This is a genomic window from Vibrio pectenicida (genome assembly GCA_024347015.1).
Lineage (GTDB): Bacteria > Pseudomonadota > Gammaproteobacteria > Enterobacterales > Vibrionaceae > Vibrio > Vibrio pectenicida.
Map to the genome: position 1 here is coordinate 2916003 of AP024889.1, position 26277 is coordinate 2942279.

Sequence of the window (26277 nt, forward strand, 5' to 3'; positions counted from 1 at the left end):
AAGCAAATAAAAATCATTAAAACCACCCGTAGGAACGATTATCCTAAAACACAAAGAACAAAACACAATGAATATAAATATCTAATTTTCTGTCTATTGTAGAATTTGCCTCTCCACTCACCTTTTAGTGTAAAAACCCCACCCATTACCAATGTAGATCATTATTTACATCATTCGTTGACTCGACAGAGATAGCTCATTTAATGACAATAAAGTTATTTATGCGTTTTTTTTGTTCTATAACATGAGATGTAACTAAATCCAATCCATAAAGTTAGCACTCCCTTCCGCTTCTAGCAGTATCGTTTTACATTGGAATAAGGTAACGTATAGAGTTAAAAGCAGTTATAGAAACCAAAAACGGGATCTAACCACTGACTGCTTTATCAGAAATACTGTTCGATAAACGATATTCATCTAGAAATGGTATATTATTACTATGTCCAATGGTGATTGGTGAAAAATTTGGACCACAAGTTAATAAAACAAATTGAAGAGATGTGTGCAGCACGAGGAGTGAGACTTACCCCTCAGAGGAAAAGGGTTTTCGAATTGATCTGTGCTAGCCCGAAAGCATCAAGTGCATATGAGTTACTGGAACAGCTAAAGGCGAGTGAACCACAAGCGAAACCACCCACAGTATATCGCGCACTCGACTTTCTTCTAGAACAAGGATTCATCCATCGTGTTGAATCAACTAATAGCTTTATCCAATGTAACTCATGCAATGCTCACAAACACTATTCACATTTGTTGATATGTGATAAATGCAGCAGTGTTATTGAACTTCAAGAGGATAGTTTGATAACTTTACTGACAAATAACGCTGAAAAACATGGATTTACGATCACAAATCATGTGATAGAGTCCCACGGTATTTGTCAGTCATGTTCAACTGGACAGACGGAATAATATTACACCATGATAATGCGCGCCGAATTTATAAACCCGTTTTTAGCCTCTTTGATGAATGTGCTAAAAACAATGGCTTCTCTCGAATTAAAGCCTCAAAAGCCTCGAGTCAAGAAAGACGAAATTGCTCGAGGTGATGTTTCTGGTTTAATTGGTATGGTTGGTCAGCCGACTCGCGGCTCAATGTCAATTACATTTGATGAAGGTCTTGCCCTAGAAATTATGCAAAATATGTTGGGCGAACGTCCTAACGGCCTAAATGACGAAGTCACTGATATGGTCGGCGAAATAACCAACATGGTGGCAGGCGGAGCTAAACGTATTCTTTCTGAAAGTGGCTTTGATTTTGATATGGCGACACCTATCGTAGTCTCTGGAAAAGGACACACTATTCGACACAAATGTGAAGGCGCTATCATCATCATGCCTTTCACCTCTGAATGGGGTAACGCATTTATAGAGATCTGTTTCGAGTAATTCTTTGCTATAAAAAAGCTTCCACCAAATGGAAGCTTTTTTATTTTAAGCGATAATATTACGTGCTTTTAGTACCCGTAAGCATTCTGCCACCAGTACCTCAATCGATTTTTCTCCGGCCAGTAAATCAATATCCGGCGCAATGGGCGCTTGATAGTCAGAATCAATACCTGTGAAATTGGCGATTTGACCTGCTCGAGCTTTTTTGTATAACCCCTTAGGATCTCGCTGCTCACATACTTGCAAAGAGGTATTAATATACACTTCAAGAAACTCCCCATCAGGAAGCAACTCTTTAACAAGCTGACGTTCTTCTCGATAGGGCGAAATGAAAGCTGATAACACAATTAAGCCCGCATCTGTCATCAGTTTTGCCAACTCACCAATACGGCGAATATTCTCTCGCCTATCTTGCTGTGAAAAACCAAGATCACTACACAACCCATGTCGGACATTATCACCATCTAAAAGATAAGTGTGGTAGCCCTGTTCAGCAAGAGTCTTTTCCAAAGCCCCTGCGATGGTTGATTTTCCCGCGCCCGATAAACCAGTAAACCAGAGCACTACTGGCTTATGCTGCTTGATTTGAGATCTAAATACTTTATCAATTTTGTGTTGATGCCAAGTAATATCAAGATCTTGGGCTTGCAACTGGGTTGTCATTGTCACGTCCTTTAAAATGGAAAGAATTTAGGAATTAAAGTCAATACTAATAATGAGTACACCAAAGAAACCGGGATACCAACCCTGATATAGTCGGCCAATTTGTAGTGGCCTAGGCTGTAAACCAGTAAGTTCGTCTGATAGCCATAAGGCGATATAAAGCTCGCGCTAGCACCAAACAATACCGCCATAATAAAAGGCATAGGATCGACCCCATATCCTAACGCCATACTATAGCCAAGAGGGAAAGCAAGTGCAGCCGCAGCATTATTGGTAACCAATTCTGTCAGTATCAGGGTAAAAAAGTAAGTCGCAACCAAAGCACCAAATACCCCCCAACCATTAAATGTAGCGATAAACATGTCGCCAAAGGTGGCTGAGAGACCGGAAGACAGCATCAGTTGCGCAATCGAGAGCGCAGAACCAACAATAACAACAATGTCGAGCGGGAACCGCCGCCTCAGCTCACCTAATTGAATAACGCCACTCAATAGCGAGACAATTAAAAATAAAGATAGCCCTTTAATCAGAGATAATTCACCTAATAAAGCCGCTACTATCACCCCAGAAAATCCAAGCAACACCATCCTGGATTTATGACTATCAAGACGAGCGCTAGAATCAAGATCATTGACCAATACAAACTCTTTATTCTGCGCTTGACGTTCTTGCTCAAACCGCTTACCTGGCACCAGAACTAAAGTATCTCCGGCATTAAGCTCGATATTACCAAGGCCACCGCGCAATCGCTCATGACCACGACGAATAGCGACGACAACCGCATCAAAATGCTCGCGAAACTGGCTAGACTTTAAGGTTTTATTGCACACGCTTGCCGATGAGCTGACCACCACTTCGACTAGACTTTGACCGTTAAGGTGGTGTTGGCCAAATAATCTAAGACCTCGAATTTCTTGCAAAGTAGCAACACTTTCAATATCCCCACAAAACAGCAACCTATCTTTTGCTTGCAACACAAAGTCCGGTTCAACGGAAGGCATTGTTTCACCCTCTCTTATGACTTCAGCAAGAAATAGCTTGCGCAAATCTCGCAGTTTATTATCACTAATACTGTTGCCAACTAAGCGTGAATTGGGCTCAACAATCGCTTCGAGAAAATAAGGCAACTCGTCCTCATGTTGCGTGCCATTGACAGGTAAAAAATAACTTAGCGGAATGAGTACCACAAGACCTGCAACCAGTACTGCTAATCCAATAGCTGTTGGCGCAAAAAAGCCAAGACTTGGTAGTCCTGCATCTTCAACAAAGCTATTAATGATAAGATTGGTTGAAGTACCAATCAAGGTGAGAGTACCACCAAGTATCGCAGCATAAGATAAAGGGATCAGTAGCTTAGATGGAGCATGAGTAGGGTTGCGTTTGATAGCACCAATCAAGGCAACCACCACAGCTGTATTATTGGTAAAAGACGATAAAAATGCTGTCGACAGACCAAGTTTAGCGATAACTGTACCCAGCTTACCTGAGGATAATAAACGACTTACCCAGCTTATCAAGCGGGTTTTTTCAAGCGCGCTGGATGCCAGTATCAACAAAACTAAGGTCAACAGCGAAGAGTTTGTAAAGTTTGTAGCCACATCACTTAGCTCTATCATCCCTGCCAGAAAAGCAATAAAAGCCGCCCCTGCGAAAATAAAGCTCGGCTTGACACGTGTGGCAATAAGGCAAGTAATTATGCCTAGTAATACAGCTAACACAAATCCCTGTTGCCACATCATACTTTCCTACTTATTTAGTTAAATTTTGGCGTCCCACTCGGGGAAATGCTTAAGAATTAACGCTTTCAGTTCATTTTCAAATGCACCCATTCGCTCATTCGGAGAAGGCTCTCGCTCACTTAATACCCCACGAATCAAGCCTGCACCTACTGTTACGTTGGTTAAGCGATCAATAATGATAAAGCCACCACTATCTTGCACTGCATCATAACCATCGACCACAATCGACTCGTTGAATCTCCACTCACAAAGACCAATGCCATTCAGTGGTAATGACTGAGCCTCATGCTTGGACAAGTTATTAATATCGTATTGGTGACAAATGGTCTCCACATGACCTATGGTTTTCTTACCAGCAATTTTGATATCATAATCTCGACCAGCCGCCAAAGGTTGTTCCGTCATCCAAACGACGTCTGCCGATAAACGCTGGCTAAGCTCAACCTTGGCATGCTCCAATACAATCAAATCACCACGGCTAATATCAATCTCGTCTTCAAGTGTGAGTGTCACGGCTAAACCGGCTTGTGCCTGTGGTAAGTCCCCATCGAAAGTTACAATGCGTGTCACCTGAGAAATTTTACCTGATGGCAGAACTTTGATGATGTCACCAACTTTCACGCAGCCCGAAGCAACAGTACCGGAGAAGCCCCGAAAATCGAGATTAGGTCGATTGACATATTGCACTGGGAAACGAAATTCACTGTGCTCTTTTGCCTGATTCACATCAACATTTTGCAAAAGATCTAATAAAGAGGGGCCGTCAAACCAACTGAGGTTTTTACTAGCTTCAACCACATTGTCCCCTTCCAATGCAGAAAGCGGTAAGATGTGTATGTCTGTTTCACCATGCAGCTTATTGGCAAATGCTACGTAGTCATCACGAATCTCTTCAAAGCGCAGCTGTGAGTATTCGACCAAGTCCATTTTGTTGACAGCAACAATAAAGTGTTTCAATCCAAGTAAATTAGCGATAAAAGAGTGACGCCGAGTTTGATCCAGTACACCTTTACGTGCATCAATCAATATTACAGCCAGATCACAAGTAGAAGCACCCGTCGCCATATTACGTGTGTACTGTTCATGTCCAGGTGTATCAGCAATAATAAATTTACGTTTTTTAGTCGAGAAATAGCGATAAGCCACATCAATAGTGATGCCCTGCTCTCGTTCTGCCTGCAAGCCATCAACCAACAAAGCTAAATCTGGCCGTTCTCCGGTCGTACCAACCCTCTGGCTATCTGCATGAACCGCCGCTAACTGATCTTCGTAAATTTGCTTTGAATCATGGAGTAAGCGGCCAATTAAAGTACTTTTTCCATCATCAACCGAGCCACAGGTTAAAAATCTGAGTAATGATTTCTGTTGATGCTGAGTCAAGTAACCTTCTATTCCCAGCTCTGCCAATTGAGTTTCCACTGCACTGTTCATAATCTTTCCTTCGATCCTTTTAGAAATAACCTTGGCGTTTTTTTAGCTCCATCGATCCCGACTGATCGCGATCGATCGCACGTCCCTGTCTTTCACTCGACGTAGCAACCAGCATTTCTTCAATGATGCCAGTTAAAGTTTTGGCCTCAGATTCAATTGCACCAGTCAGTGGGTAGCACCCCAGAGTACGAAAACGAACATTTTTCTCTTCAACCACTTCACCAGATTCAAGTTTCATTCGCTCATCATCCACCATGATCAGCATGCCATCACGCTCTACAACGGGGCGTTTGCCTGAAAAATACAGAGGAACTATGTCGATGTTTTCTAGATAGATGTATTGCCAGATATCCAGTTCAGTCCAATTAGATAGGGGAAACACACGTATGCTTTCTCCTTTGTTGATCTGACCGTTATAAGTACGCCATAACTCTGGACGTTGATTTTTCGGATCCCACGTATGGTTCTTATCGCGGAAGGAATACACTCTTTCTTTGGCTCGTGATTTTTCCTCATCGCGTCTTGCACCGCCAAAAGCTGCATCAAAACCGTAGTGGTTAAGCGCCTGCTTGAGGCCCTGTGTTTTCATAATATCAGTGTGCTTAGATGAACCATGCTCAAATGGACTAATCCCCATGGCTAAACCTTCAGGGTTCTTATGAACCAAAAGCTCAAAGCCATATTTTTCGGCCGTTTTATCACGAAACGTGATCATTTCCTTAAACTTCCAGTCAGTGTCGACATGGAGTAAAGGGAAGGGGATTTTTCCTGGGTAAAAAGCCTTGCGGGCAAGATGCAACATGACTGAAGAATCTTTGCCGATAGAGTACATCATTACCGGGTTATCAAACTCTGCCGCCACTTCTCGAATGATGTGAATACTCTCGGCTTCGAGCTGCCTAAGATGAGTTAAACCTTGTTGATCCATGTTAGTGCTTCCTTTGCAGCTCATCATGAGCAGCTGATAGAGGTTAATAAATAATCGTTAGGCGAATTGTCGCTGTGGTAGCAAGCTTTCTTGCTCACCAAACCATGCCAGTTTTCGTGACAAAGAGACTACCTCGCCAACAACAATCAAAGACGGCGACTTCGCATCTTGAGCGAGAATCGCTAACTCAGACAGTTGACCAGTAAAAACTTTCTGACAGGCTTGAGTACCATGTTCAATAATCGCTATAGGTGTGTCAGGCGCACGGCCATGCTTTATCAATTGACCTTGAATGTATTCCGACTTCATTAATCCCATATAAATCACTAAGGTTTGATTACCACGCGCTAACGTAGACCAATCCATGCCATCTCGATCCGCCTTAAGATGGCCAGTGATAAACATCGCACTCTGAGCATAATCACGATGCGTGAGGGGAATTCCAGCATAAGCCGTGGCACCAGCAGCAGCCGTAATACCAGGCACAACATGAAAAGCAACACCTACATCAGCTAGCACTTCTAGCTCTTCTCCTCCACGGCCAAAAACAAACGGGTCTCCCCCTTTTATTCTTGCAACGCGATACCCTTGCTGGGAAAAATCAACTAATAGTTGATTGGTCTTTTCCTGAGAAACGCTGTGATGACCAGCACGTTTACCAACACACACCAATATGGTGTCACTCGGAATCAAGGCCAGAATGTCATCGGAAACCAGATAGTCGTACAACACGACATCTGCCTGCTGTATAAAACGCAGCGCTTTGAGGGTCAGAAGCTCAGGATCCCCAGGACCAGCACCTATTAACGCTACCTCTCCGGCACGCAAAGTACTTTGCCCCGCTCCATATAGAGCCTTTGGGTTATTTGACTTTCTTACGTTGTTAATGGGAAATTGAGAAATCGTATCCTTGCCCGCCATCATGCTGTTCCTTGCCTGTCTTTGAACGCATTATGGCCCCACAGTTATATTACTTGAAATTCTAAAATTTTATTTTTTATATCATTTAGCAATAAGAAGGCCGCTGCTTTGTCCTAGCCATGGAATCTAGATGCGATCTGACAGACAAAACAGAGTAAAATCCCTGACTCCACATCACACTTCACTAGTGATTGAAATATCCATTGCACAAGCTTTTGCTAAATTATGCTTGGTTTGAAATTAACGCTACCGGAGCTAATAACAATGAAAGTCGCAGTCAATTCCCTTGCGTTGGCCGTATTGAGCGGCATGCTGACTACCTCAGGCCCAGCTATGGCCGATACCATCAAGTTACGCATTGTGGAAACCACAGATATTCACACCAATTTGATGGACTACGATTATTACAAAGATAAACCGAGCCAAAAAATTGGCCTAACTCGCGCAGCGACTTTAGTGAAACAAGCTCAGGCGGAAGTAGAGAATAGTGTCCTAGTCGATAATGGAGATTTACTCCAAGGCAGCCCAATGGGCGACTATATGGCTGCAAAAGGGATAAAGCCTGGCGAGATTCACCCTGCCTACAAGGCTATGAATCTACTCGATTATGATGTTGGTAACATTGGCAATCATGAATTTAACTACGGCCTTGATTTTTTACAAGAAACCATCAACGACGCTGATTTTCCCTACATCAATGCTAACGTATTTGATAAAAAAACAGGCCAGCACTACTTCAAACCCTACATCATAAAACCTCATACTTTTAAAGATATCGATGGTGCAGAACATCAAATAAAAGTTGGTTATATTGGTTTCGCTCCACCACAAATCATAGTTTGGGATAAGAAAAATTTAGAGGATAAGGTCTTTACCAAAGACATCAAACAAACTGCCCAAACACTTATCCCAGAAATGAAGAAAAAAGGCGCAGATGTCATTGTTGCCATACCTCATTCAGGTATCTCTTCCGACCCTTACAGACAAGGTGCAGAGAACTCAACATACTACCTAGCGGCAGTAGAAGGCATTGACGCCATAGCTTTCGGACATTCACATGCTGTTTTCCCCGGAAAAGGCTTTGATAACATTCCTGGAGTAGATAACCAAAAAGGCACAATCAATGGAGTCGCTTCAGTTATGCCTGGACGTTGGGGTAGCCATGTAGGCGTTATCGATCTTGAACTTAAACAACAAAATGGTCAGTGGCAGGTTGTAAAAGGTGAGACGCAAGCTCGCCCTATTTTCGACCAGAACAAGAATAATTCGCTCGCCAAAGCGGATCCAGAAATGGTCAAAGTACTAAAATCTGCTCACAAAGGAACCCGCGATTTTGTTAACCAACCCATTGGTAAAGCCAGCGATGTCATGTACAGCTATCTTGCGCTGGTACAAGACGACCCGACAATACAAATTGTCAATTTGGCACAAAAAGATTATGTAGAACGCTTTATCCAAGGTGATCCTGACTTATCAAGCATTCCTGTGCTTTCTGCTGCTGCTCCGTTTAAAGTCGGTGGGCGTAAAAACGATCCGGCTAACTTCACTGAAGTAGAATCAGGACAACTGACTTTCCGTAATGCCGCAGATTTATACCTCTACCCAAACACCTTGGTCGCATTGAAGGTCAAAGGTCAGCAAGTGAAAAATTGGCTTGAATGCAGCGCGGGGCAATTTAACCAAATAGACCTCCAATCCAATCAACCTCAGCAATTGATTAACTGGGATGAAATTCGTACCTACAACTTCGATGTTATTGATGGTGTTAGCTATCAGATTGATGTAACTCAGCCTGCTAAATATGACGGAGAATGTAAACTACTAAACCCTGATACGCAGCGTATTACTGGCTTAACCTTCCAAGGTAAACCATTAGACATGAACCAAGATTTCCTAATTGCAACCAATAACTACCGTGCCTATAGCGATAAATTCCCAGGAACAGGCAGCAATTTCATCGCCTTTGACTCACCAGATGAAAATCGTTCTATCATTGCCAGCTACATTACTCGCGTGAGCAAAGAGCAAGGTGAATTTAAGCCAAAAGCAGATAACAACTGGCGGTTTGCGCCCATCTCAGCAGATAAAGCGCTCGATATTCGCTTTGAAACTTCTCCTAGCAAAAAAGCAGAGGTATTTATTAAAAGCAATCAGCAATACCCAATGAAGCAGGTCGCGACAGATGATGTCGGCTTTGCCGTTTATCAGATTGATATGCAGCGCTAAATTATTTATTTCAAATAAAATGTCGTGCCAACATCGAGGCTTTTTCTTCACCACACAAACATCCTACTCTATCTTTGCCAATAGAGTAGAATGCAGGAAAGAGCATTAATGTAGTCAACCAAATGGACCCGATTAAAAATTTCAAACAACAACTTGCCGATACGGGATTTAGCGAACACGACATTAACCAACTCATCGACTGTGCTAAGTTGATAGAGCTACCCACAAGGCATGTATTGCTTAATCAAGGTCAAGTAGCTGAAGAAATTTTTTTCTTGATCGAGGGAGTGTGCCATTCCGCCTATTTAACGGATAAAGGAAAAGAGTTCAGCAAAGAGTTTTATTGGGAAGAAGATTGGATCATTGGGTTTGAAGGCTTAATCCAGCGACAACCTTCTCCTTACTTGCTTGAATCTCTTACATCATGTGTTTTATTTTCCCTGCCAATCAAAACTCTGGATGACTGGAGAGATAATAGACACCGTATTTACTTAAAATTGCTGGAAACACAGTTAATGTATAAGGAAAACAAAGAGCGTTTTATGTTGCTGTATACTCCTAAAGAACGTTACGAACTTTTCTGCCAGCATTACCCTCACCTACCGCATAGGTTAACCGACTACCATATCGCCGCCTATTTGGGTATTACCCCAATTAGCTTAAGCCGGATAAAAAAACGTCAGCAAGATTAACAATGGTTAATGTGACTTTCAAACTAACCTTGTAAGCTCAATTTTCACAGTGATATTCAATAAGGCAGATTATGATTTCTTGGCAACTCCTAACTTTTGAACAACTGACTACCAAGCAACTTTATCAGGTCCTTAAATTAAGAGTTGATGTGTTTGTTGTTGAGCAAGCATGTCCTTACCCCGAATTGGATGAGAAAGATTGTTATAGCCATGTCCATCATCTACTGGGATCTATAAATGGCGAGCTAATTGCATACGCACGATTACTGCCACAAAATGTCTGTTATCAATCGGTAAACATAGGAAGAGTCGCTACAGCGAAAACTCATCGCGGTGCGGGTCTAGGCCATAGCCTGATTAAAAAAGCCATCACAGAGAGTCATAGACTGTGGCCAAATGAAGATATTGAAATAGGCGCTCAGGCCCACTTGGAAAGTTATTATAATCAACACGGCTTTGAACGCACATCTAACACCTACCTCGAAGATGGTATTCCCCACATAGATATGAAGCTTAGTCAAAAAAGATGAACAAGATATCACCACAAACGTTCGCGCTCTGGCTTTTAATCGCTGGTAACCTAAGCGCATCGTTATCAGATGTAATGGTGAAAATCCTTGACGGTAGTGTTCAACCTCTGCAGTACATCTTTATTCGTCAACTGATTTCGGTAGCAATAATTTACCCTTTTTGGCGAAGGGAAACCGCGCAAGTTCGTCAATTGCATGCACCATGGTTAAATCTATTTCGCGCCCATCTGGTGTTAATTGGTAGCGGCTGCATGGTCGTTGCCATTACCCAAATGACTCTGGCCAGTGCCAATGCGGTATTTTATGCCGCGCCACTACTTATGCTGCCCATTTCTGTCTTGATGATGAAAGAAACACCTCCCAGCAGTAAAGTCTTAGCGACACTACTGGGTTTTATTGGTGTCTTGATAGTTCTCAGACCTTCCCAATTTCAGTGGGTATCTCTGTTTGCACTCACGACTGCAACCACATTGGCGTTATTTAATGTTTCTGCCCGTAAGCTACCAAATCAACAATCGATGATAAGCACACTATTCTGGACTTCACTTTTCTCACTTCCCATTGCCGCAATACTCGCGGTCATATTTTGGCAACCTATCAGTTTTAAAGAATTTAATCTCATTGCAGCCGGTGCAATTTTTATCTTGATCTACAACGGATTAGCCGTGCTAGCGTACCGAAAAGCACCTGCCGGAGAAATAGGCATGGCAGAGTATTCCGGCTTGATTTTTGTTACTGCATTTGGAGTTTGGTGGTTTGACGAGATCCCTGATTGGCTCACCACCCTGGGAATTCTATGCATTATTCTGCCTTTACTGCCTATAAAACGCAGTTCTCTACCTTCATAATCAACTAACCTAAGTCAAATTTTTCACAAATAAGTAATCCGGCACTATTTACTGCGGCCAAACCCACCATCAGACAAACGAAAAAACATCACAGACTTGGATCTTTTCTCAAGTTGTAGAATATCCAGTTTTCCATCTTCGGCAAGTTTAAATCTAACCTGCTGACCTGCTTTAATCTGGCTCAGTGGTTTATCATTTCCTTCAACACGTACCAGAGCGTTGAGATCAGCCATCGCCAAATCGTTGTTACGAAAAACTTGAGCTAGTGTATCGCCCTTTTCAACTGTGTATTCCTGCCATACCGCAGACTTTACACCTTTCTGCTGCTGGGAGTTCTGCTCGCTAAGTCCAGTTGTATTAATATCTACCTGTACACGCTGCTTAGCATTTGGTACTTCATTGACTGACTCAGACACTAATGGCGACTCAGATATTGGAACGAAAAATAAGATAAAAACAACTGGCACAAGCACCATCAAAGCTCGCTGATGGAGTTTAGGTAATATCAACCAAAGGTCTTTGACATTACCAGCCTTAACTTTCCAATCAACCTGTGAAATCTTTTGTTGGGCTAACTCAATATAATCTACCTGTTTAGGTTTTTTCTTTCTGCGGTTCATTGGGCGGGCTCTCCATAAGGTCCACGGCTATAAGTATAAAAACGAAGCGCACTCTAGTATAGAGATTTTCAATGTGTTAGGTAATGTACAGGTTAAAATTGCTATTTGAGACAAAAAAATCAGACTTAACTCTCACATTAAGGGCATTCTTCTCGTCAAATCTTAGCACCATTTCATCCCGCTACTATTACTGGTATCCTGTGGCCCTTAAATAAACTAAATATAGAGAGACACCATGTCTGAGGTTACATTTGAAACAGTAGAGCAAAAAGCAAGTTACGGCATTGGTCTACAAATGGGTCAGCAACTAGCCACTTCTGGTCTAGAAGGTCTGAGCGTAGACGCAATTGCAGTAGGAATTGCAACTGCACTTGTTGGTGACATGCCAGCGATTGAAATTGATGACATTAACTCTGCACTTCAAGACATGCACCAGCGAGCTGAATCTGCACGTCAAGAGGCGGCTAAAGTAGCAGCTGCTGACGGTGAAGTATTCCTAAAAGATAATGCACTACGCCCAGAAATCACCGTATTAGAGTCAGGTCTTCAGTATGAAATCATGACTGAAGGTACAGGTGAAATTCCAACTTCAGACAAGCAAGTTCGCGTTCACTACCATGGTGAGTTAACAGACGGCACTGTATTTGACAGCTCAGTTTCTCGTGGTCAACCTGCAGAGTTCCCTGTAACTGGCGTTATTAAAGGTTGGGTTGAAGCTCTTCAAATGATGCCTGTTGGCTCTAAATGGAAACTCTACATTCCTCAAGATCTTGCTTATGGCGAACGTGGCGCAGGCGCTGCTATTCCTCCATATGCAGCTCTAGTATTTGAAGTAGAGCTATTGGATATCCTTTAAATCCAGCAGAACTAGCAAAAAGGCGACCCAAGGGTCGCCTTTTTATATTGTTTTTTTAAAACAAAAAAGCCGAGCAAATGCTCGGCTTTTTCGTTATTACGAACTGATTACTCAGCAGCTTCTTCAGCAGCTGGGCGATCTACAAGCTCAATGTAAGCCATTGGAGCTTTATCGCCAGCACGGAAGCCAGCTTTTAGGATACGAGTGTAACCGCCCTGACGAGCAGCAAAACGTGGACCTAGTTCGTTAAATAGTTTTGCAACTACTTCGTTGTCACGAGTACGTGCAAATGCTAGACGACGGTTAGCAACGCTGTCAGTCTTAGCTAGTGTAATCAAAGGCTCAACGACGCGACGCAGCTCTTTTGCTTTTGGCAAAGTAGTCTTGATAACTTCATGACGTACTAGAGAGCTAGCCATATTGCTGAACATCGCTTTGCGATGTGAGCTGTTGCGGTTGAGTTGACGACCACTCTTACGATGGCGCATGACCTAATCCTTCTAACTAGTATCGATTAATCTTCAGCGATAGACGCTGGTGGCCAGTTTTCTAGGCGCATACCTAGAGATAGACCACGTGATGCAAGTACGTCTTTAATCTCTGTAAGAGATTTTTTACCAAGGTTAGGCGTTTTAAGTAGCTCAACCTCAGTACGCTGTACAAGATCACCGATGTAGTGAATCGCTTCTGCTTTCAGACAGTTAGCAGAGCGAACTGTTAGTTCAAGATCGTCTACAGGACGCAGTAGGATCGGATCAAATTCTGGCTTCTCTTCTTTCTCTTCAGGAACTCGTACATCACGTAGATCTACGAATGCATCCAATTGCTCAGCTAGAATTGTAGCTGCGCGACGGATAGCTTCCTCAGGGTCCAAAGTACCGTTCGTTTCCATATCGATGACAAGCTTATCTAAGTCTGTACGCTGCTCTACACGAGCGGCTTCAACAGAGTAAGCTATCTTGTCTACTGGGCTGTACGTAGCGTCAACCAGTAGGCGACCAATAGGACGCTCATCTTCTTCAGTATGGATACGAGCTGAAGCTGGAACGTAACCACGACCACGTTCTACCTTGATACGCATTGCGATCTCAGCATTGCCATCCGTTAGGTGACAAATAACGTGTTCAGGGTTAGTGATCTCTACATCACCATCATGGGTGATGTCACCTGCAACCACAGGGCCCGAGCCTGATTTATTCAGCGTAATAAACACTTCATCTTTGCCTTCGGCAACGCGTACAGCCAAACCTTTCAGGTTAAGAAGAATCTCAAGAATATCTTCTTGCACACCTTCTTTAGTACTGTATTCGTGTAGAACGCCTTCAATCTCCACTTCTGTTACAGCACAACCTGGCATAGAAGATAAAAGAATACGGCGAAGTGCATTACCTAGAGTGTGACCAAAGCCACGCTCCAATGGCTCAAGAGTTACTTTTGCGTGTGTCGTGCTAACTTGTTCAATGTCAACAAGACGTGGCTTAAGAAATTCTGTTACAGAACCCTGCATTGTGTCCTCTCTTTAGTTTAACCTTACTTAGAGTAAAGCTCGACGATCAGTTGTTCGTTGATGTCAGCAGATAGGTCTGAACGTTCAGGCAAACGCTTGAACATACCTTCCATCTTACCACCATCTACTTCAATCCAAGTTGGTTTTTCACGTTGTTCAGCAACTTCTAGAGCTGCCTTTATACGAGATTGCTGTTTAGCTTTCTCGCGGATAGAAACAACGTCATCAGCCGCAACCTTGAAAGAAGGAACGTTTACAACTTTACCGTTAACTAGGATAGCTTTGTGGCTAACTAGCTGACGAGCTTCTGCGCGAGTTGCACCAAAGCCCATGCGGTAAACTACGTTATCAAGACGACCTTCAAGAAGCTGAAGTAGGTTTTCACCAGTGTTGCCTTTAAGGCGCGCTGCATCTTTATAGTAGTTACGGAATTGTTTTTCTAGAACGCCATACATACGACGTACTTTTTGCTTCTCACGAAGCTGAACGCCATACTCAGATAGACGACCGCGACGAGCGCCGTGTACACCTGGTGCGTTATCAATTTTACACTTGGTATCGATCGCACGAACACCAGACTTAAGAAATAAGTCAGTGCCTTCACGACGGCTAAGCTTCAGCTTAGGACCCAAATATCTTGCCATGATCTTTCTCCAGTAATCTAAAAAACGTTATACACGACGTTTCTTAGGTGGACGACAACCGTTATGAGGGATTGGTGTAGCATCAACAATATTTGTGATGCGAAAACCAGCAGCGTTCAGTGCGCGAACCGTAGATTCACGACCTGGACCTGGACCCTTAACCATAACTTCCAAGTTCTTTAGACCGTATTCTTTCGCCATTTCAGCACAACGCTCTGCAGCTACCTGTGCCGCGAACGGAGTAGATTTACGAGAACCACGGAAACCTGAACCACCTGCGGTAGCCCATGCGAGAGCATTACCTTGACGGTCAGTTATAGTTACGATTGTGTTGTTGAAAGAAGCATGGATGTGCGCAACGCCATCTGCAACTTGCTTGCGTACGCGCTTACGAGCGCGAGTTGGTTGTTTAGCCATTGTACTCTACCTTCCCGATTATTTCTTGATCGGCTTACGCGGACCCTTACGGGTGCGAGCGTTGGTTTTAGTACGCTGTCCACGTAGTGGTAGACTGCGACGATGACGAAGACCTCTGTAACAGCCAAGGTCCATTAGACGCTTGATGTTCATTGATACTTCACGACGAAGATCACCTTCTACAGTGTACTTAGCTACACCATCACGCAGTTGATCGATCTGCTCTTCAGTTAGTTCACTGATCTTAACACTTTCAGCAATACCCAGATCAGCTAAAATAGCTTGAGATCGAGTTTTGCCGATTCCATAGATCGCGGTTAAGGCGATTACAGCATGTTTTTGATCAGGAATGTTAATGCCTGCTATACGGGCCATTATTCACTCCTAAGTGTTTCTATAAAAGAATTAGCCGCAGCAAAGCCCGTTATGGATACGCTGCGGAATACTACTTCTTTTGCACGCAAAAGGTAGGCCGAGCAATATACTCAACGCTACCTTATATTTCAAGTAAAAATTTCTGCTTATTAGCCTTGGCGCTGTTTGTGCTTTGGCTCACTGCAAATCACGCGAACGACACCGTTACGCTTGATAACTTTACAGTTACGGCAGATTTTTTTAACGGAAGCACGAACTTTCATTGCTAAACTCCGTAAATAAAACCCGATTTAACGGCCGTAGCCTTTCAGGTTTGCCTTTTTCAACACAGAATCATACTGCTGAGACATCAGATGAGTCTGTACCTGTGCCATAAAGTCCATGATAACCACTACAACAATGAGTAGTGATGTACCGCCGAAGTAGAAACGTACGTTCCACGCGACCATCATGAACTCTGGAATCAGACAGATAAAGGTAATGTATAACGCACCCGCAAGGGTTAAACGCGTCATTACTTTATCTATATATTTCGCTGTCTGCTCACCTGGGCGGATGCCGGGTACGAATGCACCAGACTTCTTCAGGTTATCTGCTGTTTCTCTTGGGTTGAATACCAACGCCGTATAGAAGAAACAGAAGAAAATAATCGCCGCTGCATAAAGCATTACATATAAAGGTTGACCTGGGCTAAGAGCCAAAGACACGTCAGTTAACCAACCAAGCGTGCTACTCTCACCATTTTGACCAAACCACTGCGCCAGTGTTCCTGGAAACAGTATAATACTAGATGCAAAGATTGCCGGAATAACACCTGCCATATTAATTTTAAGTGGCAAGTGTGTGCTTTGTGCAGCAAAGACCTTACGTCCTTGTTGACGTTTCGCATAGTTAACGACAATCCGTCGTTGACCACGCTCCATGAAAACAACGAAGTAGATCACTGCAAAAGACAACACAACAATCAACAGCAGAAGAAGTACATGCAATTCACCTTGACGCGCTTGCTCGATTGTTTGACCGATTGCTGAAGGCAATCCAGCAACAATACCTGCAAATATCAGTATCGAAATACCGTTACCAATTCCGCGCTCTGTAATTTGTTCACCTAGCCACATCAAAAACATGGTACCGGTTACTAAACTTACGGTAGCAATTAGCGTAAACATGGTTTGGTTGATAACAACCAGATTATCGACCATGTTTGGTAAGCCAGTTGCAATACCAATAGCTTGGAAAGTTGCAAGTACAAGCGTGCCATACCGCGTATATTGGCTGATCTTACGACGGCCTGCTTCACCCTCTTTCTTGAGTTCAGCTAACGCTGGATGAACTACAGTTAGCAGTTGGACAACAATCGATGCCGAAATATACGGCATGATGCCCAACGCTAATATAGATGCACGCTCAAGGGCACCACCGGAAAACATGTTAAACATTTCCACGATGGTACCTTTTTGCTGTTCGAACAAATCGGCAAGTACAGCCGCGTCAATACCAGGAATCGGCACAAAAGAGCCCGCTCGGAATACTAAAAGTGCACCGATTACGAATAATAAGCGCGACTTCAGTTCACTTAAGCCGCTCTGAGCACTACGAAAATCTTGTCCTGGTTTTTTAGCCATCTGTACCTCTTTCCTCGAGATTATTCCTCGATTTTACCGCCTGCAGCTTCGATTGCAGCTTTAGCGCCTTTAGTCACACGTAGACCTTTAACAGTCACAGCTTTCTTAACATCACCAGAAAGAACAATTTTAACAAATTCGATGTTCTTAGTGATGACGTTAGCAGCTTTAAGGCTGTTTAGATCAACGACGTCACCTGTTACTTTCGCTAGCTCAGCTAGACGAACTTCAGCAGACACTAAACTCTTACGAGAAGTGAAACCGAACTTAGGTAGACGCTGTTTGAGAGGCATTTGACCGCCTTCAAAACCTGGACGAACACTGCCGCCAGAACGTGACTTTTGACCTTTGTGGCCACGACCACCGGTTTTACCAAGGCCAGAACCGATACCACGACCTACGCGCTTCGCAGAAGGCTTAGAACCCGCAGCCGGTGATAGAGTATTCAAACGCATTCTGATTACTCCTCAACTTTAACCATGTAGAAAACTTTGTTGATCATACCGCGTATACACGGCGTATCTTCAAGTTCTACTGTATGGTTGATTTTACGAAGGCCCAAACCCTTTAAGCACGCTCTGTGCTTAGGTAGGCGACCGATTGAGCTTTTAGTTTGAGTAACTTTAATAGTTGCCATCGTGTTCTTACTCCGAAATAGATTCAACAGTTAGACCACGTTTAGCAGCAACCATGTCTGGCGACTTCATGCTACCTAGCGCATCGATCGTAGCACGAACGATGTTGATAGGGTTCGTAGAACCGTATGCTTTAGATAGTACGTTATGTACACCTGCTACTTCTAGTACTGCACGCATCGCACCACCTGCGATAACACCCGTACCTTCTGCAGCCTGCTGCATGTAAACTTTAGAGCCCGAGTGGCGACCTTTTACCGGGTGGAAAAGAGTGCCTTCGTTTAAAGCGATCGTCGTCATATTGCGACGTGCTTTTTCCATTGCTTTTTGGATCGCAGCAGGTACTTCACGGGCTTTGCCGTAACCGAAACCTACACGACCGTTACCGTCACCAACTACTGTTAGTGCAGTAAAGCTCATGATTCGACCACCTTTAACCGTTTTTGATACACGGTTAACTGCGATTAGCTTTTCTTGCAAATCATTCGCTTGAACTTGTTGTTCTTTAGCCATCTTCCAACCCTACCTTAGAATTTCAGACCAGCTTCGCGAGCAGATTCTGCTAGCGCCGCTACTCGACCGTGGTATTGGAAACCAGAGCGATCAAATGCAACTGACGCTACGCCTTTTTCTAGCGCGCGCTCGGCAATAGCTTTACCTATTGCTTTTGCTGCATCGATGTTACCAGTGTTCTTTACTTGCTCACGGATCGCTTTTTCTACAGTAGAAGCTGCTGCGATAACCTCAGAGCCATTTGATGCGATAACCTGAGCGTACACGTGACGAGGAGTACGGTGTACTACTAGGCGAGTTGCACCCAGTTCTGCAATCTTACGACGCGCACGTGTAGCACGACGGATGCGAGATGCTTTCTTATCCATAGTGTTACCCTACTTCTTCTTAGCTTCTTTAGTACGCACATTTTCATCTGCGTAACGAACACCTTTGCCTTTATATGGCTCAGGCTCACGGTAAGAACGAATGTCAGCTGCAACTTGACCTACTTGTTGCTTATCACAACCAGTAATAATGATCTCAGTTTGGCTTGGACATTCAGCTTTAATACCCTCTGGCAACTCGTGCTCAACAGGGTGTGAGAAGCCTAATGTTAGAGATACAGATTTGCCTTTGATAGCAGCACGGTAACCAACACCTTTAAGAGTTAGCTTCTTAGTAAAGCCTTCAGTAACACCAACAACCATGTTGTTTACTAGAGCGCGAGCAGTACCTGCCTGAGCCCATGCATTAGCAACACCTTCTTTTGGACCAAAAGTTAGGTTGTTATCTTCCTGAGCAACAACTACAGCATTGTTGACAATACTAGACAGTTCGCCCTTCGCACTTTTTACAGTGATTTCTTGGCCGTTTAGTTTCACCTCTACGCCAGCTGGAATAGCGACAGGTGCCTTAGCAACACGAGACATATTCTACTCCTATTAGGCTACGTAGCAGATGATTTCACCGCCAAGACCTGCTTTACGTGCAGCACGGTCTGACATCAGACCCTTGGAAGTTGAAACGACAGCAACACCAAGACCACCCATTACAGAAGGAAGATCATCTTTCTTCTTGTAAACACGTAGACCTGGACGAGAAACACGCTTAAGTTGCTCAATTACTGGTTTAGCTTGGAAGTACTTAAGAGTAACTTCTAGCTCAGGTTTTACTTCGCCTTCAACAGCGAATTCAGTGATGTAACCTTCAGCTTTCAGTAGTGCAGCAATTGCAACTTTAAGCTTTGAAGAAGGCATTTTAACAGCAACTTTGTTTGCTGCCTGACCGTTACGAACGCGGGTCAGCATATCCGAAATCGGATCTTGCATGCTCATATGATTTACTCCAAATGATTAAGTGGCAATTACCAGCTAGCCTTACGAAGTCCAGGAATCTCGCCTTTCATGCAAGCTTCACGAACTTTGATACGGCTTAGACCGAACTTACGTAAGTAACCATGTGGACGACCAGTTTGGTTACAACGGTTGCGCTGACGTGATGCACTTGAATCACGTGGAAGAGTTTGCAATTTTAGAACTGCGTTCCAACGATCTTCTTCAGATACGTTTACATCGCTGATGATAGCTTTTAGCGCTGCACGCTTTTCAGCATACTTAGCTACTAGCTTTGCACGCTTTACTTCACGTGCCTTCATTGAATTTTTAGCCATAACAGTAACCCTTCACCTTACTTACGGAATGGGAAGTTAAAGGCAGCCAGCAGAGCACGGCCTTCCTCATCAGTACCAGCAGACGTCGTAATAGTGATGTCTAAACCGCGTACTCTATCAACTTTATCAAAGTCGATTTCCGGGAAGATAATTTGCTCGCGAACGCCCATGCTGTAGTTACCGCGACCGTCAAAAGACTTAGCGCTAACACCACGGAAGTCACGTACTCGTGGAAGAGCGATATTAATAAGACGCTCAAGAAAATCCCACATACGTTCGCCACGCAAGGTTACTTTACAACCGATAGGGTAGCCTTCGCGGATTTTGAAACCTGCAACAGATTTGCGCGCTTTAGTGACAAGTGGCTTTTGACCAGAGATCGTTGCCATGTCTGACGCTGCATTTTCTAGCAGTTTCTTATCGTTGATTGCTTCACCAACACCCATGTTTAGGGTGATTTTATCAATTCTAGGGACTTGCATGACGCTTGTGTAGCTGAACTCTTTGGTAAGCTCAGCGACTACAGACGACTTGTAGTAATCATGCAGTTTCGCCATAGTAGAACTCCAAATTACTCTATTAGTTAGAAACAGTTTCGCCATTAGATTTAAAGAAACGAACTTTCTTACCATCTTCAAAACGGAAACCGATACGGTCTGCTTTACCAGTAGCCGTGTTAAAAACTGCCACGTTAGAAACATCAATTGCTGCTTCCTGCTCGACAATACCACCTTGGATACTTAGAGCGGGAACCGGTTTTTGATGCTTCTTAACAAGGTTAATGCCTTCAACGAAAACTTTACCAGTTGCCAGAACCTTAGTTACTTTACCTTTCTTGCCTTTATCTTTACCAGCAAGAACGATTACTTCGTCATTACGACGGATTTTAGCTGCCATTTCTACGTGCTCCTTACAGAACTTCTGGAGCCAGTGAAACGATCTTCATGAACTTATCGCCACGAAGTTCGCGTGTCACAGGACCAAAGATACGTGTACCGATTGGTTGCTCAGTGTTATCATTTAACAATACGCAAGCATTTCGGTCGAAGCGAATGACAGAACCGTCAGGACGACGTACGCCTTTACGGGTGCGAACTACCACCGCCTTCAGAACGTCACCTTTTTTAACTTTACCGCGAGGAATTGCTTCCTTAACAGTAACTTTGATAACGTCACCGATGTGTGCATAACGGCGATGAGAGCCACCCAGAACCTTAATACACATTACGCTGCGTGCGCCTGAGTTATCAGCTGCGTCCAGCATACTTTGCATTTGGATCATGTTAGTGCTCCGCTAAATATAAAAAAAACTAGACCCTCACGGGTCGGGCTGCCTCTTTAAAAGGGACGCGAATTGTACCACCCTTTTATGTAATTGGGTAGTCAAAAAATAAACGGCCCCAAAATATTTCTTGGAGCCGTTTTATTTATAGAATCAACGAAGTTAAACCTTCGCCTTTTCTACAACTTTTACCAATGCCCAAGACTTAGTCTTAGACAGTGGACGGCACTCTGCGATTTCAACTTTGTCGCCTAAGCCACAAACGTTGTTTTCGTCATGTGCGTGTACTTTAGTCGTGCGCTTTACGAACTTGCCGTAAATTGGGTGTTTAACCATGCGCTCGATAGCAACAGTGATAGACTTATCCATCTTGTCACTAACAACACGACCTTGTTGAGTACGTTTTACTTCGCTCATTATGCGTCTGCCTTCTCAGTCAAAACAGTTTTCACACGTGCGATATCACGGCGTACAGCTTTCAGAGTATGAGTCTGCTGTAGCTGACCAGTTGCAGCTTGCATACGCAAGTTAAACTGTTCGCGTAGCAAACCCAAAAGCTCAGAATTAAGCTCTTCAACGCTCTTTTCGCGTAGATCTAGTGCTTTCATCACATCACCTGCTTAGTTACAAATGTAGTCTTGAAAGGCAGCTTACGAGCCGCTAAGCGGAACGCTTCACGTGCCAATTCTTCAGGTATACCACCCATTTCGTACATTACCTTTCCAGGTTGGATTTGGGCTACCCAGTACTCAACGTTACCTTTACCCTTACCCTGACGAACTTCAAGTGGTTTTTCTGTGATAGGCTTATCTGGGAACACACGGATCCAGATTTTACCTTGACGCTTAACGTGACGTGTCATTGCACGACGTGCCGCTTCGATCTGACGAGCAGTTAGACGACCACGGCCAGTTGCTTTAAGGCCGAATTCGCCGAAGCTTACTTCAGTACCTTTAGCTAGACCACGGTTACGACCTGTCTGAACCTTACGGAACTTAGTACGTTTAGGTTGTAGCATCTGTCGACTCCTTACTTACGGCCTTTGCGCTGCTTCTTAGGCTTATCGCCTTTAGGCTCTACAGCGTTAGCTGCTGGCATGCCGCCTAGGATCTCACCTTTGAAGATCCAAACTTTAATGCCGATTACACCGTATTGAGTGTGAGCCGAAGAAGTTGCGTAATCAATGTCAGCACGTAGAGTGTGTAGAGGCACACGGCCTTCACGATACCACTCAGAACGTGCAATTTCAGCGCCGCCAAGACGACCACTTACTTCCACTTTGATACCTTTAGCACCTAGGCGCATTGCATTTTGAACCGCGCGCTTCATCGCACGACGGAACATAACACGACGCTCTAGTTGAGACGCGATACTGTCACCAACAAGTTGTGCATCTAGTTCAGGTTTACGTACTTCAGCGATGTTAATTTGCGCTGGTACACCTGCAATTTTAGCTACAGCTGCGCGTAGCTTCTCAACGTCTTCACCTTTCTTACCGATTACAACACCTGGACGAGCAGTGTGAATAGTCACACGAATACTCTTAGCAGGACGTTCGATAACGATGCGTGATAGAGACGCTTTTTTCAGTTCACTTGTAAGGAACTGACGTACCTTGAAGTCGCCGTCTAGGTTGTCAGCGAAATCTTTGGTATTAGCAAACCATGTAGCATTCCAAGGCTTAACGATGCCAAGACGAATACCATTTGGATGTACTTTCTGACCCATTGCTTACTCTCCTAGTCTCAAGCGTCTGCTACGATAACAGTGATGTGGCTTGAACGCTTCAAGATACGATCCGCACGACCTTTAGCACGAGGCATAATACGCTTCATGATAGGGCCTTCATCTACGAAGATCTTTGCGACACTTAGGTCGTCAACATCTGCACCTTCGTTGTGCTCCGCGTTCGCGATAGCTGACTCAAGAACTTTCTTCACTAGATCAGCAGCTTTTTTGTTGCTGAAAGTTAAGATTTCTAGAGCTTGGTCAACTGATTTACCACGGATTTGATCCGCGACTAAGCGAGCTTTCTGAGGCGAAATGCGAGCAAAGTTATGTTTAGCTAGTGCTTCCATCATCTACTCCTTAACGCTTCTTAGCTTTCTTATCCACGACATGACCGCGGTAAGTGCGAGTTGGTGCAAATTCGCCCAGTTTGTGACCGATCATTTCGTCGGTTACAAATACTGGTACGTGCTGACGACCATTATGGACAGCGATGGTCAAACCGATCATCGTAGGGATGATCATTGAACGACGGGACCAAGTCTTAATAGGCTTTTTGTCTCCGCTTTCCACCGCTTTCTCTACCTTCTTCAGCAAGTGTAGGTCGATAAATGGACCTTTCTTGAGAGAACGTGGCATGGCGATTCCTCTTTAAATAGATTACTTATTACGACGACGTACGATGTACTTGTCAGTGCGTTTGTTCTTACGAGTCTTGAAGCCTTTAGTAGGCTGACCCCATGGTGAAACTGGGTGACGACCACCAGAAGTACGGCCTTCACCACCACCGTGTGGGTGGTCTACTGGGTTCATCACAACACCACGAACGGTTGGACGAACACCGCGCCAGCGGCTAGCACCAGCTTTACCAAGTTCACGTAGCATATGCTCAGAGTTACCAACTTCACCGATTGTTGCACGGCCTTCAGAAAGTACTTTGCGCATTTCGCCAGAACGTAGACGGATAGTAACGTATGCACCGTCGCGAGCGACGATTTGAGCATATGCACCAGCCGAACGAGCTAACTGACCACCTTTACCAGGCTTAAGCTCAACGTTGTGTACAGTTGAACCTACTGGGATGTTACGCATTGGTAGTGTATTACCAGCTTTAATTGGTGCATCTGCACCAGACTGGATAGCATCACCAGCAGCAACACCTTTAGGTGCTAGGATGTAACGACGCTCACCGTCTGCATACAGAACTAGAGCGATGTTAGCGCTACGATTTGGATCGTATTCTAGACGTTCAACTTTCGCTGGGATACCGTCTTTAGTACGTTTAAAATCAATAACACGGTAATGGTGTTTATGACCACCACCGATGTGACGTACTGTAATACGACCGTTGTTGTTACGACCACCATTTTTAGAGTTTTTCTCTAAAAGAGGTGCGTACGGCTTGCCCTTGTGTAGGTCAGCGTTAACAACTTTAACAACGTGACGACGACCAGGGGAAGTCGGCTTACATTTAACAATAGCCATTTCTCAACTACTCCTGTTATTCCGCGCCGCCGGCAAAGTCAAGATCTTGACCTTCTTTCAAAGTAACATACGCTTTTTTAACATCGCTGCGGCGACCTTGGCGTAGACCTTGACGTTTGGTCTTACCCTTATTAATAAGAGTATTTACAGATTTAACTTCAACTTCAAATAGCTTCTCTACAGCTGCTTTGATCTCTTTTTTAGTTGCATCTTTAGCGACTTTAAAAACGATAGTGTTCGCTTTTTCAGCTGCCATAGTTGCTTTTTCAGAGACATGTGGAGCACGTAGAACTTTTAGGATACGCTCTTCAGTAATCATGCTAGCATCTCCTCAACTTGCTTAACTGCTGCTGCAGTCATTACAACTTTGTCGAACGCGATTAGAGAAACTGGATCAATACCAGCAGCATCACGTGCGTCAACTTTGTATAGGTTACGAGCAGCTAGGAATAGATTTTCATCTACTTCACTAGTCACGATAAGCGCGTCAGTTAGCTCAAGCTCTTTCAGCTTAGCTACAAGCTCTTTTGTCTTTGGCGCTTCTACTGAGAAGTTATCAACAACGATTAAACGCTCTTGACGAACAAGCTCAGAAAGAATGCTTTTCATAGCACCGCGGTACATTTTCTTGTTTACTTTTTGGCTGTGATCTTGTGGTTTCGCAGCAAAAGTAACACCACCTGTACGCCAGATTGGGCTACGAATTGTACCAGCACGTGCACGGCCAGTACCTTTTTGACGCCATGGCTTAGCGCCACCGCCAGCAACTTCTGAACGTGTTTTTTGAGCACGTGTACCCTGACGAGCACCTGCTGCGTATGCAACAACTACTTGGTGTACAAGAGCTTCGTTAAACTCACGTCCGAAAGTAGTTTCGGAAACAGTTAGTGCATCAGCACCTTTAACCATTAGTTCCATTACTTACTCCTGAGACGTTATGCTTTAATAGCTGGTTTAACGATCACGTTACCGCCAGTTGAGCCAGGGACTGCACCTTTAATAAGAAGCAGGTTGCGCTCAGCGTCGACACGTACGATCTCTAGGTTCTGAGTCGTTACACGCTCAGCACCCATGTGACCTGCCATTTTCTTGCCTTTAAATACGCGACCTGGAGTCTGACATTGACCGATAGAACCAGGAGCACGGTGAGACAATGAGTTACCGTGAGTCATATCTTGAGTAGAGAAGTTCCAACGTTTAATAACGCCTTGGAAGCCTTTACCTTTAGAAGTACCAGTAACGTCTACTTTCTTAGTTTCGTTGAATAGTTCAACAGTTAGTTCTGCACCAACTTCAAACTCTTCACCGTTTTCCAAACGGAATTCCCAAAGACCACGACCAGCTTCTACACCTGCTTTAGCAAAGTGACCAGCTTCTGGTTTAGTTACGCGGTTAGCTTTCTTAGCACCAGTTGTTACCTGAATTGCTGCATAGCCGTCTGTTTCAAGTGTACGCACTTGAGAAACACGGTTAGCTTCAACTTCAACAACAGTTACTGGAATAGAAACGCCTTCTTCAGTAAATACGCGGGTCATACCCACTTTACGACCGATTAGACCAATCATTCTTCTA

General features: G+C 44.0%; 40 protein-coding genes. 7 read left to right on the forward strand and 33 right to left on the reverse strand.

Annotated features, from left to right (window positions below; genetic code table 11):
* Positions 1-453 precede the first annotated feature (453 nt).
* Entirely contained in the window at positions 454-912 is a 459-nt protein-coding gene (zur, locus tag OCV27_RS13350) for a zinc uptake transcriptional repressor Zur (protein WP_125322368.1), read from the forward strand.
* Positions 913-927: 15 nt separating this feature from the next.
* Complete coding sequence (locus OCV27_RS13355) at positions 928-1389, forward strand: chemotaxis protein CheX (protein WP_125322380.1); 462 nt, start codon at positions 928-930, stop codon at positions 1387-1389.
* Between the two features lie 45 nt (positions 1390-1434).
* Here the strand turns inward: OCV27_RS13355 and cysC are convergent, their stop codons facing one another.
* The 5 genes from cysC to cobA are packed head-to-tail and all read right to left on the reverse strand — an operon-like array spanning position 1435 to position 7071.
* Positions 1435-2052, reverse strand: a complete 618-nt coding sequence (gene cysC / locus OCV27_RS13360) for an adenylyl-sulfate kinase (protein WP_125322367.1) — start codon at positions 2050-2052, stop codon at positions 1435-1437.
* 11 nt (positions 2053-2063) lie between these two features.
* On the reverse strand, positions 2064-3788 hold the full coding sequence (locus OCV27_RS13365) for an SLC13 family permease (protein ID WP_125322379.1): 1725 nt from the start codon (positions 3786-3788) through the stop codon (positions 2064-2066).
* Positions 3789-3809: 21 nt separating this feature from the next.
* Positions 3810-5222: a sulfate adenylyltransferase subunit CysN gene (gene cysN / locus OCV27_RS13370; protein ID WP_125322366.1), complete on the reverse strand. Its 1413-nt coding sequence runs from the start codon at positions 5220-5222 to the stop codon at positions 3810-3812.
* Positions 5223-5241: 19 nt separating this feature from the next.
* Positions 5242-6150 carry a sulfate adenylyltransferase subunit CysD gene (cysD, locus tag OCV27_RS13375; protein ID WP_245986790.1) on the reverse strand — a complete coding sequence of 303 codons (909 nt, stop codon included), beginning with the start codon at positions 6148-6150 and terminating at the stop codon, positions 5242-5244.
* Between the two features lie 57 nt (positions 6151-6207).
* Entirely contained in the window at positions 6208-7071 is an 864-nt protein-coding gene (gene cobA, locus OCV27_RS13380; protein ID WP_125322377.1) for a uroporphyrinogen-III C-methyltransferase, read from the reverse strand.
* Positions 7072-7335: 264 nt separating this feature from the next.
* Between cobA and cpdB the strand changes: the two genes are divergently transcribed.
* The 4 genes from cpdB (at position 7336) to OCV27_RS13400 (ending at position 11367) form a co-directional block, all read left to right on the forward strand.
* A complete protein-coding gene (gene cpdB, locus OCV27_RS13385; protein WP_125322365.1) occupies positions 7336-9297 on the forward strand; it encodes a 2',3'-cyclic-nucleotide 2'-phosphodiesterase in 1962 nt (653 codons plus the stop codon).
* A 122-nt stretch (positions 9298-9419) separates the two neighbouring features.
* Positions 9420-9989, forward strand: coding sequence for a Crp/Fnr family transcriptional regulator (locus OCV27_RS13390; protein WP_125322364.1), 570 nt, complete (start codon positions 9420-9422; stop codon positions 9987-9989).
* A 71-nt stretch (positions 9990-10060) separates the two neighbouring features.
* Positions 10061-10519 carry a GNAT family N-acetyltransferase gene (locus OCV27_RS13395; protein ID WP_125322363.1) on the forward strand — a complete coding sequence of 153 codons (459 nt, stop codon included), beginning with the start codon at positions 10061-10063 and terminating at the stop codon, positions 10517-10519.
* 5 nt (positions 10520-10524) lie between these two features.
* Complete coding sequence (locus tag OCV27_RS13400) at positions 10525-11367, forward strand: DMT family transporter (RefSeq protein ID WP_185759805.1); 843 nt, start codon at positions 10525-10527, stop codon at positions 11365-11367.
* A gap of 44 nt (positions 11368-11411) precedes the next feature.
* Here OCV27_RS13400 and OCV27_RS13405 read toward each other — a convergent pair whose 3' ends face one another.
* Entirely contained in the window at positions 11412-11987 is a 576-nt protein-coding gene (locus OCV27_RS13405) for a LysM-like peptidoglycan-binding domain-containing protein (RefSeq protein ID WP_125322361.1), read from the reverse strand.
* Between the two features lie 235 nt (positions 11988-12222).
* On the opposite strand from OCV27_RS13405, the gene OCV27_RS13410 reads away from it, so the two are divergent.
* Positions 12223-12843 carry a BamJ family beta-barrel-assembly machinery protein gene (locus OCV27_RS13410; protein ID WP_125322360.1) on the forward strand — a complete coding sequence of 207 codons (621 nt, stop codon included), beginning with the start codon at positions 12223-12225 and terminating at the stop codon, positions 12841-12843.
* 107 nt (positions 12844-12950) lie between these two features.
* Here the strand turns inward: OCV27_RS13410 and rplQ are convergent, their stop codons facing one another.
* The 27 genes from rplQ to rplC form a co-directional block, all read right to left on the reverse strand.
* The gene (gene rplQ / locus OCV27_RS13415; RefSeq protein ID WP_005383141.1) at positions 12951-13331 is read right to left on the reverse strand and encodes a 50S ribosomal protein L17; all 381 of its coding nucleotides are present in this window, start codon (positions 13329-13331) and stop codon (positions 12951-12953) included.
* Between the two features lie 26 nt (positions 13332-13357).
* Positions 13358-14350, reverse strand: coding sequence for a DNA-directed RNA polymerase subunit alpha (locus tag OCV27_RS13420; protein ID WP_076589806.1), 993 nt, complete (start codon positions 14348-14350; stop codon positions 13358-13360).
* Positions 14351-14373: 23 nt separating this feature from the next.
* On the reverse strand, positions 14374-14994 hold the full coding sequence (gene rpsD / locus OCV27_RS13425; RefSeq protein ID WP_125320731.1) for a 30S ribosomal protein S4: 621 nt from the start codon (positions 14992-14994) through the stop codon (positions 14374-14376).
* A 27-nt stretch (positions 14995-15021) separates the two neighbouring features.
* Positions 15022-15411 (reverse strand): 30S ribosomal protein S11, encoded by a 390-nt coding sequence (gene rpsK / locus OCV27_RS13430; RefSeq protein WP_001118870.1) that lies wholly within the window; start codon positions 15409-15411, stop codon positions 15022-15024.
* 18 nt (positions 15412-15429) lie between these two features.
* A complete protein-coding gene (gene rpsM, locus OCV27_RS13435) occupies positions 15430-15786 on the reverse strand; it encodes a 30S ribosomal protein S13 (protein WP_053309509.1) in 357 nt (118 codons plus the stop codon).
* 149 nt (positions 15787-15935) lie between these two features.
* Positions 15936-16049 carry a 50S ribosomal protein L36 gene (gene rpmJ / locus OCV27_RS13440; protein ID WP_000868186.1) on the reverse strand — a complete coding sequence of 38 codons (114 nt, stop codon included), beginning with the start codon at positions 16047-16049 and terminating at the stop codon, positions 15936-15938.
* Positions 16050-16076: 27 nt separating this feature from the next.
* Positions 16077-17411, reverse strand: a complete 1335-nt coding sequence (gene secY / locus OCV27_RS13445) for a preprotein translocase subunit SecY (protein WP_125320732.1) — start codon at positions 17409-17411, stop codon at positions 16077-16079.
* Positions 17412-17431: 20 nt separating this feature from the next.
* A complete protein-coding gene (rplO, locus tag OCV27_RS13450) occupies positions 17432-17866 on the reverse strand; it encodes a 50S ribosomal protein L15 (RefSeq protein WP_125320733.1) in 435 nt (144 codons plus the stop codon).
* A gap of 5 nt (positions 17867-17871) precedes the next feature.
* Entirely contained in the window at positions 17872-18048 is a 177-nt protein-coding gene (rpmD, locus tag OCV27_RS13455) for a 50S ribosomal protein L30 (RefSeq protein WP_125320734.1), read from the reverse strand.
* Positions 18049-18055: 7 nt separating this feature from the next.
* Positions 18056-18559, reverse strand: a complete 504-nt coding sequence (rpsE, locus tag OCV27_RS13460) for a 30S ribosomal protein S5 (protein ID WP_125320735.1) — start codon at positions 18557-18559, stop codon at positions 18056-18058.
* 14 nt (positions 18560-18573) lie between these two features.
* Positions 18574-18927 (reverse strand): 50S ribosomal protein L18, encoded by a 354-nt coding sequence (rplR, locus tag OCV27_RS13465; RefSeq protein ID WP_125320736.1) that lies wholly within the window; start codon positions 18925-18927, stop codon positions 18574-18576.
* A gap of 9 nt (positions 18928-18936) precedes the next feature.
* Positions 18937-19470 (reverse strand): 50S ribosomal protein L6, encoded by a 534-nt coding sequence (gene rplF / locus OCV27_RS13470; RefSeq protein ID WP_125320737.1) that lies wholly within the window; start codon positions 19468-19470, stop codon positions 18937-18939.
* 12 nt (positions 19471-19482) lie between these two features.
* A complete protein-coding gene (gene rpsH, locus OCV27_RS13475; protein ID WP_125320738.1) occupies positions 19483-19875 on the reverse strand; it encodes a 30S ribosomal protein S8 in 393 nt (130 codons plus the stop codon).
* Positions 19876-19904: 29 nt separating this feature from the next.
* A complete protein-coding gene (gene rpsN / locus OCV27_RS13480) occupies positions 19905-20210 on the reverse strand; it encodes a 30S ribosomal protein S14 (RefSeq protein WP_125320739.1) in 306 nt (101 codons plus the stop codon).
* Positions 20211-20227: 17 nt separating this feature from the next.
* Positions 20228-20767 carry a 50S ribosomal protein L5 gene (gene rplE, locus OCV27_RS13485; RefSeq protein WP_125320740.1) on the reverse strand — a complete coding sequence of 180 codons (540 nt, stop codon included), beginning with the start codon at positions 20765-20767 and terminating at the stop codon, positions 20228-20230.
* A 22-nt stretch (positions 20768-20789) separates the two neighbouring features.
* The gene (rplX, locus tag OCV27_RS13490) at positions 20790-21107 is read right to left on the reverse strand and encodes a 50S ribosomal protein L24 (protein ID WP_125320741.1); all 318 of its coding nucleotides are present in this window, start codon (positions 21105-21107) and stop codon (positions 20790-20792) included.
* A gap of 13 nt (positions 21108-21120) precedes the next feature.
* The gene (gene rplN / locus OCV27_RS13495) at positions 21121-21492 is read right to left on the reverse strand and encodes a 50S ribosomal protein L14 (RefSeq protein ID WP_004410450.1); all 372 of its coding nucleotides are present in this window, start codon (positions 21490-21492) and stop codon (positions 21121-21123) included.
* Positions 21493-21654: 162 nt separating this feature from the next.
* Complete coding sequence (gene rpsQ, locus OCV27_RS13500; RefSeq protein ID WP_125320742.1) at positions 21655-21909, reverse strand: 30S ribosomal protein S17; 255 nt, start codon at positions 21907-21909, stop codon at positions 21655-21657.
* Positions 21909-22100 (reverse strand): 50S ribosomal protein L29, encoded by a 192-nt coding sequence (gene rpmC / locus OCV27_RS13505; RefSeq protein WP_125320743.1) that lies wholly within the window; start codon positions 22098-22100, stop codon positions 21909-21911. The genes rpsQ and rpmC overlap by 1 nt, the downstream gene beginning before the upstream one ends.
* Entirely contained in the window at positions 22100-22510 is a 411-nt protein-coding gene (gene rplP / locus OCV27_RS13510; protein ID WP_114787360.1) for a 50S ribosomal protein L16, read from the reverse strand. Before rplP ends, rpmC begins: the two co-directional genes overlap by 1 nt.
* Before the next feature lie 11 nt (positions 22511-22521).
* Positions 22522-23220: a 30S ribosomal protein S3 gene (gene rpsC / locus OCV27_RS13515; RefSeq protein WP_005471060.1), complete on the reverse strand. Its 699-nt coding sequence runs from the start codon at positions 23218-23220 to the stop codon at positions 22522-22524.
* Between the two features lie 17 nt (positions 23221-23237).
* The gene (rplV, locus tag OCV27_RS13520; protein WP_125320773.1) at positions 23238-23570 is read right to left on the reverse strand and encodes a 50S ribosomal protein L22; all 333 of its coding nucleotides are present in this window, start codon (positions 23568-23570) and stop codon (positions 23238-23240) included.
* Between the two features lie 10 nt (positions 23571-23580).
* On the reverse strand, positions 23581-23859 hold the full coding sequence (gene rpsS / locus OCV27_RS13525) for a 30S ribosomal protein S19 (protein ID WP_042485188.1): 279 nt from the start codon (positions 23857-23859) through the stop codon (positions 23581-23583).
* Between the two features lie 21 nt (positions 23860-23880).
* Positions 23881-24705, reverse strand: coding sequence for a 50S ribosomal protein L2 (gene rplB / locus OCV27_RS13530; protein WP_076589823.1), 825 nt, complete (start codon positions 24703-24705; stop codon positions 23881-23883).
* Between the two features lie 16 nt (positions 24706-24721).
* On the reverse strand, positions 24722-25024 hold the full coding sequence (gene rplW, locus OCV27_RS13535; protein WP_125320744.1) for a 50S ribosomal protein L23: 303 nt from the start codon (positions 25022-25024) through the stop codon (positions 24722-24724).
* Positions 25021-25623 carry a 50S ribosomal protein L4 gene (gene rplD / locus OCV27_RS13540; RefSeq protein ID WP_125320745.1) on the reverse strand — a complete coding sequence of 201 codons (603 nt, stop codon included), beginning with the start codon at positions 25621-25623 and terminating at the stop codon, positions 25021-25023. The genes rplW and rplD overlap by 4 nt, the downstream gene beginning before the upstream one ends.
* Before the next feature lie 17 nt (positions 25624-25640).
* A complete protein-coding gene (gene rplC / locus OCV27_RS13545; RefSeq protein WP_125320746.1) occupies positions 25641-26270 on the reverse strand; it encodes a 50S ribosomal protein L3 in 630 nt (209 codons plus the stop codon).
* Positions 26271-26277: the final 7 nt, after the last annotated feature.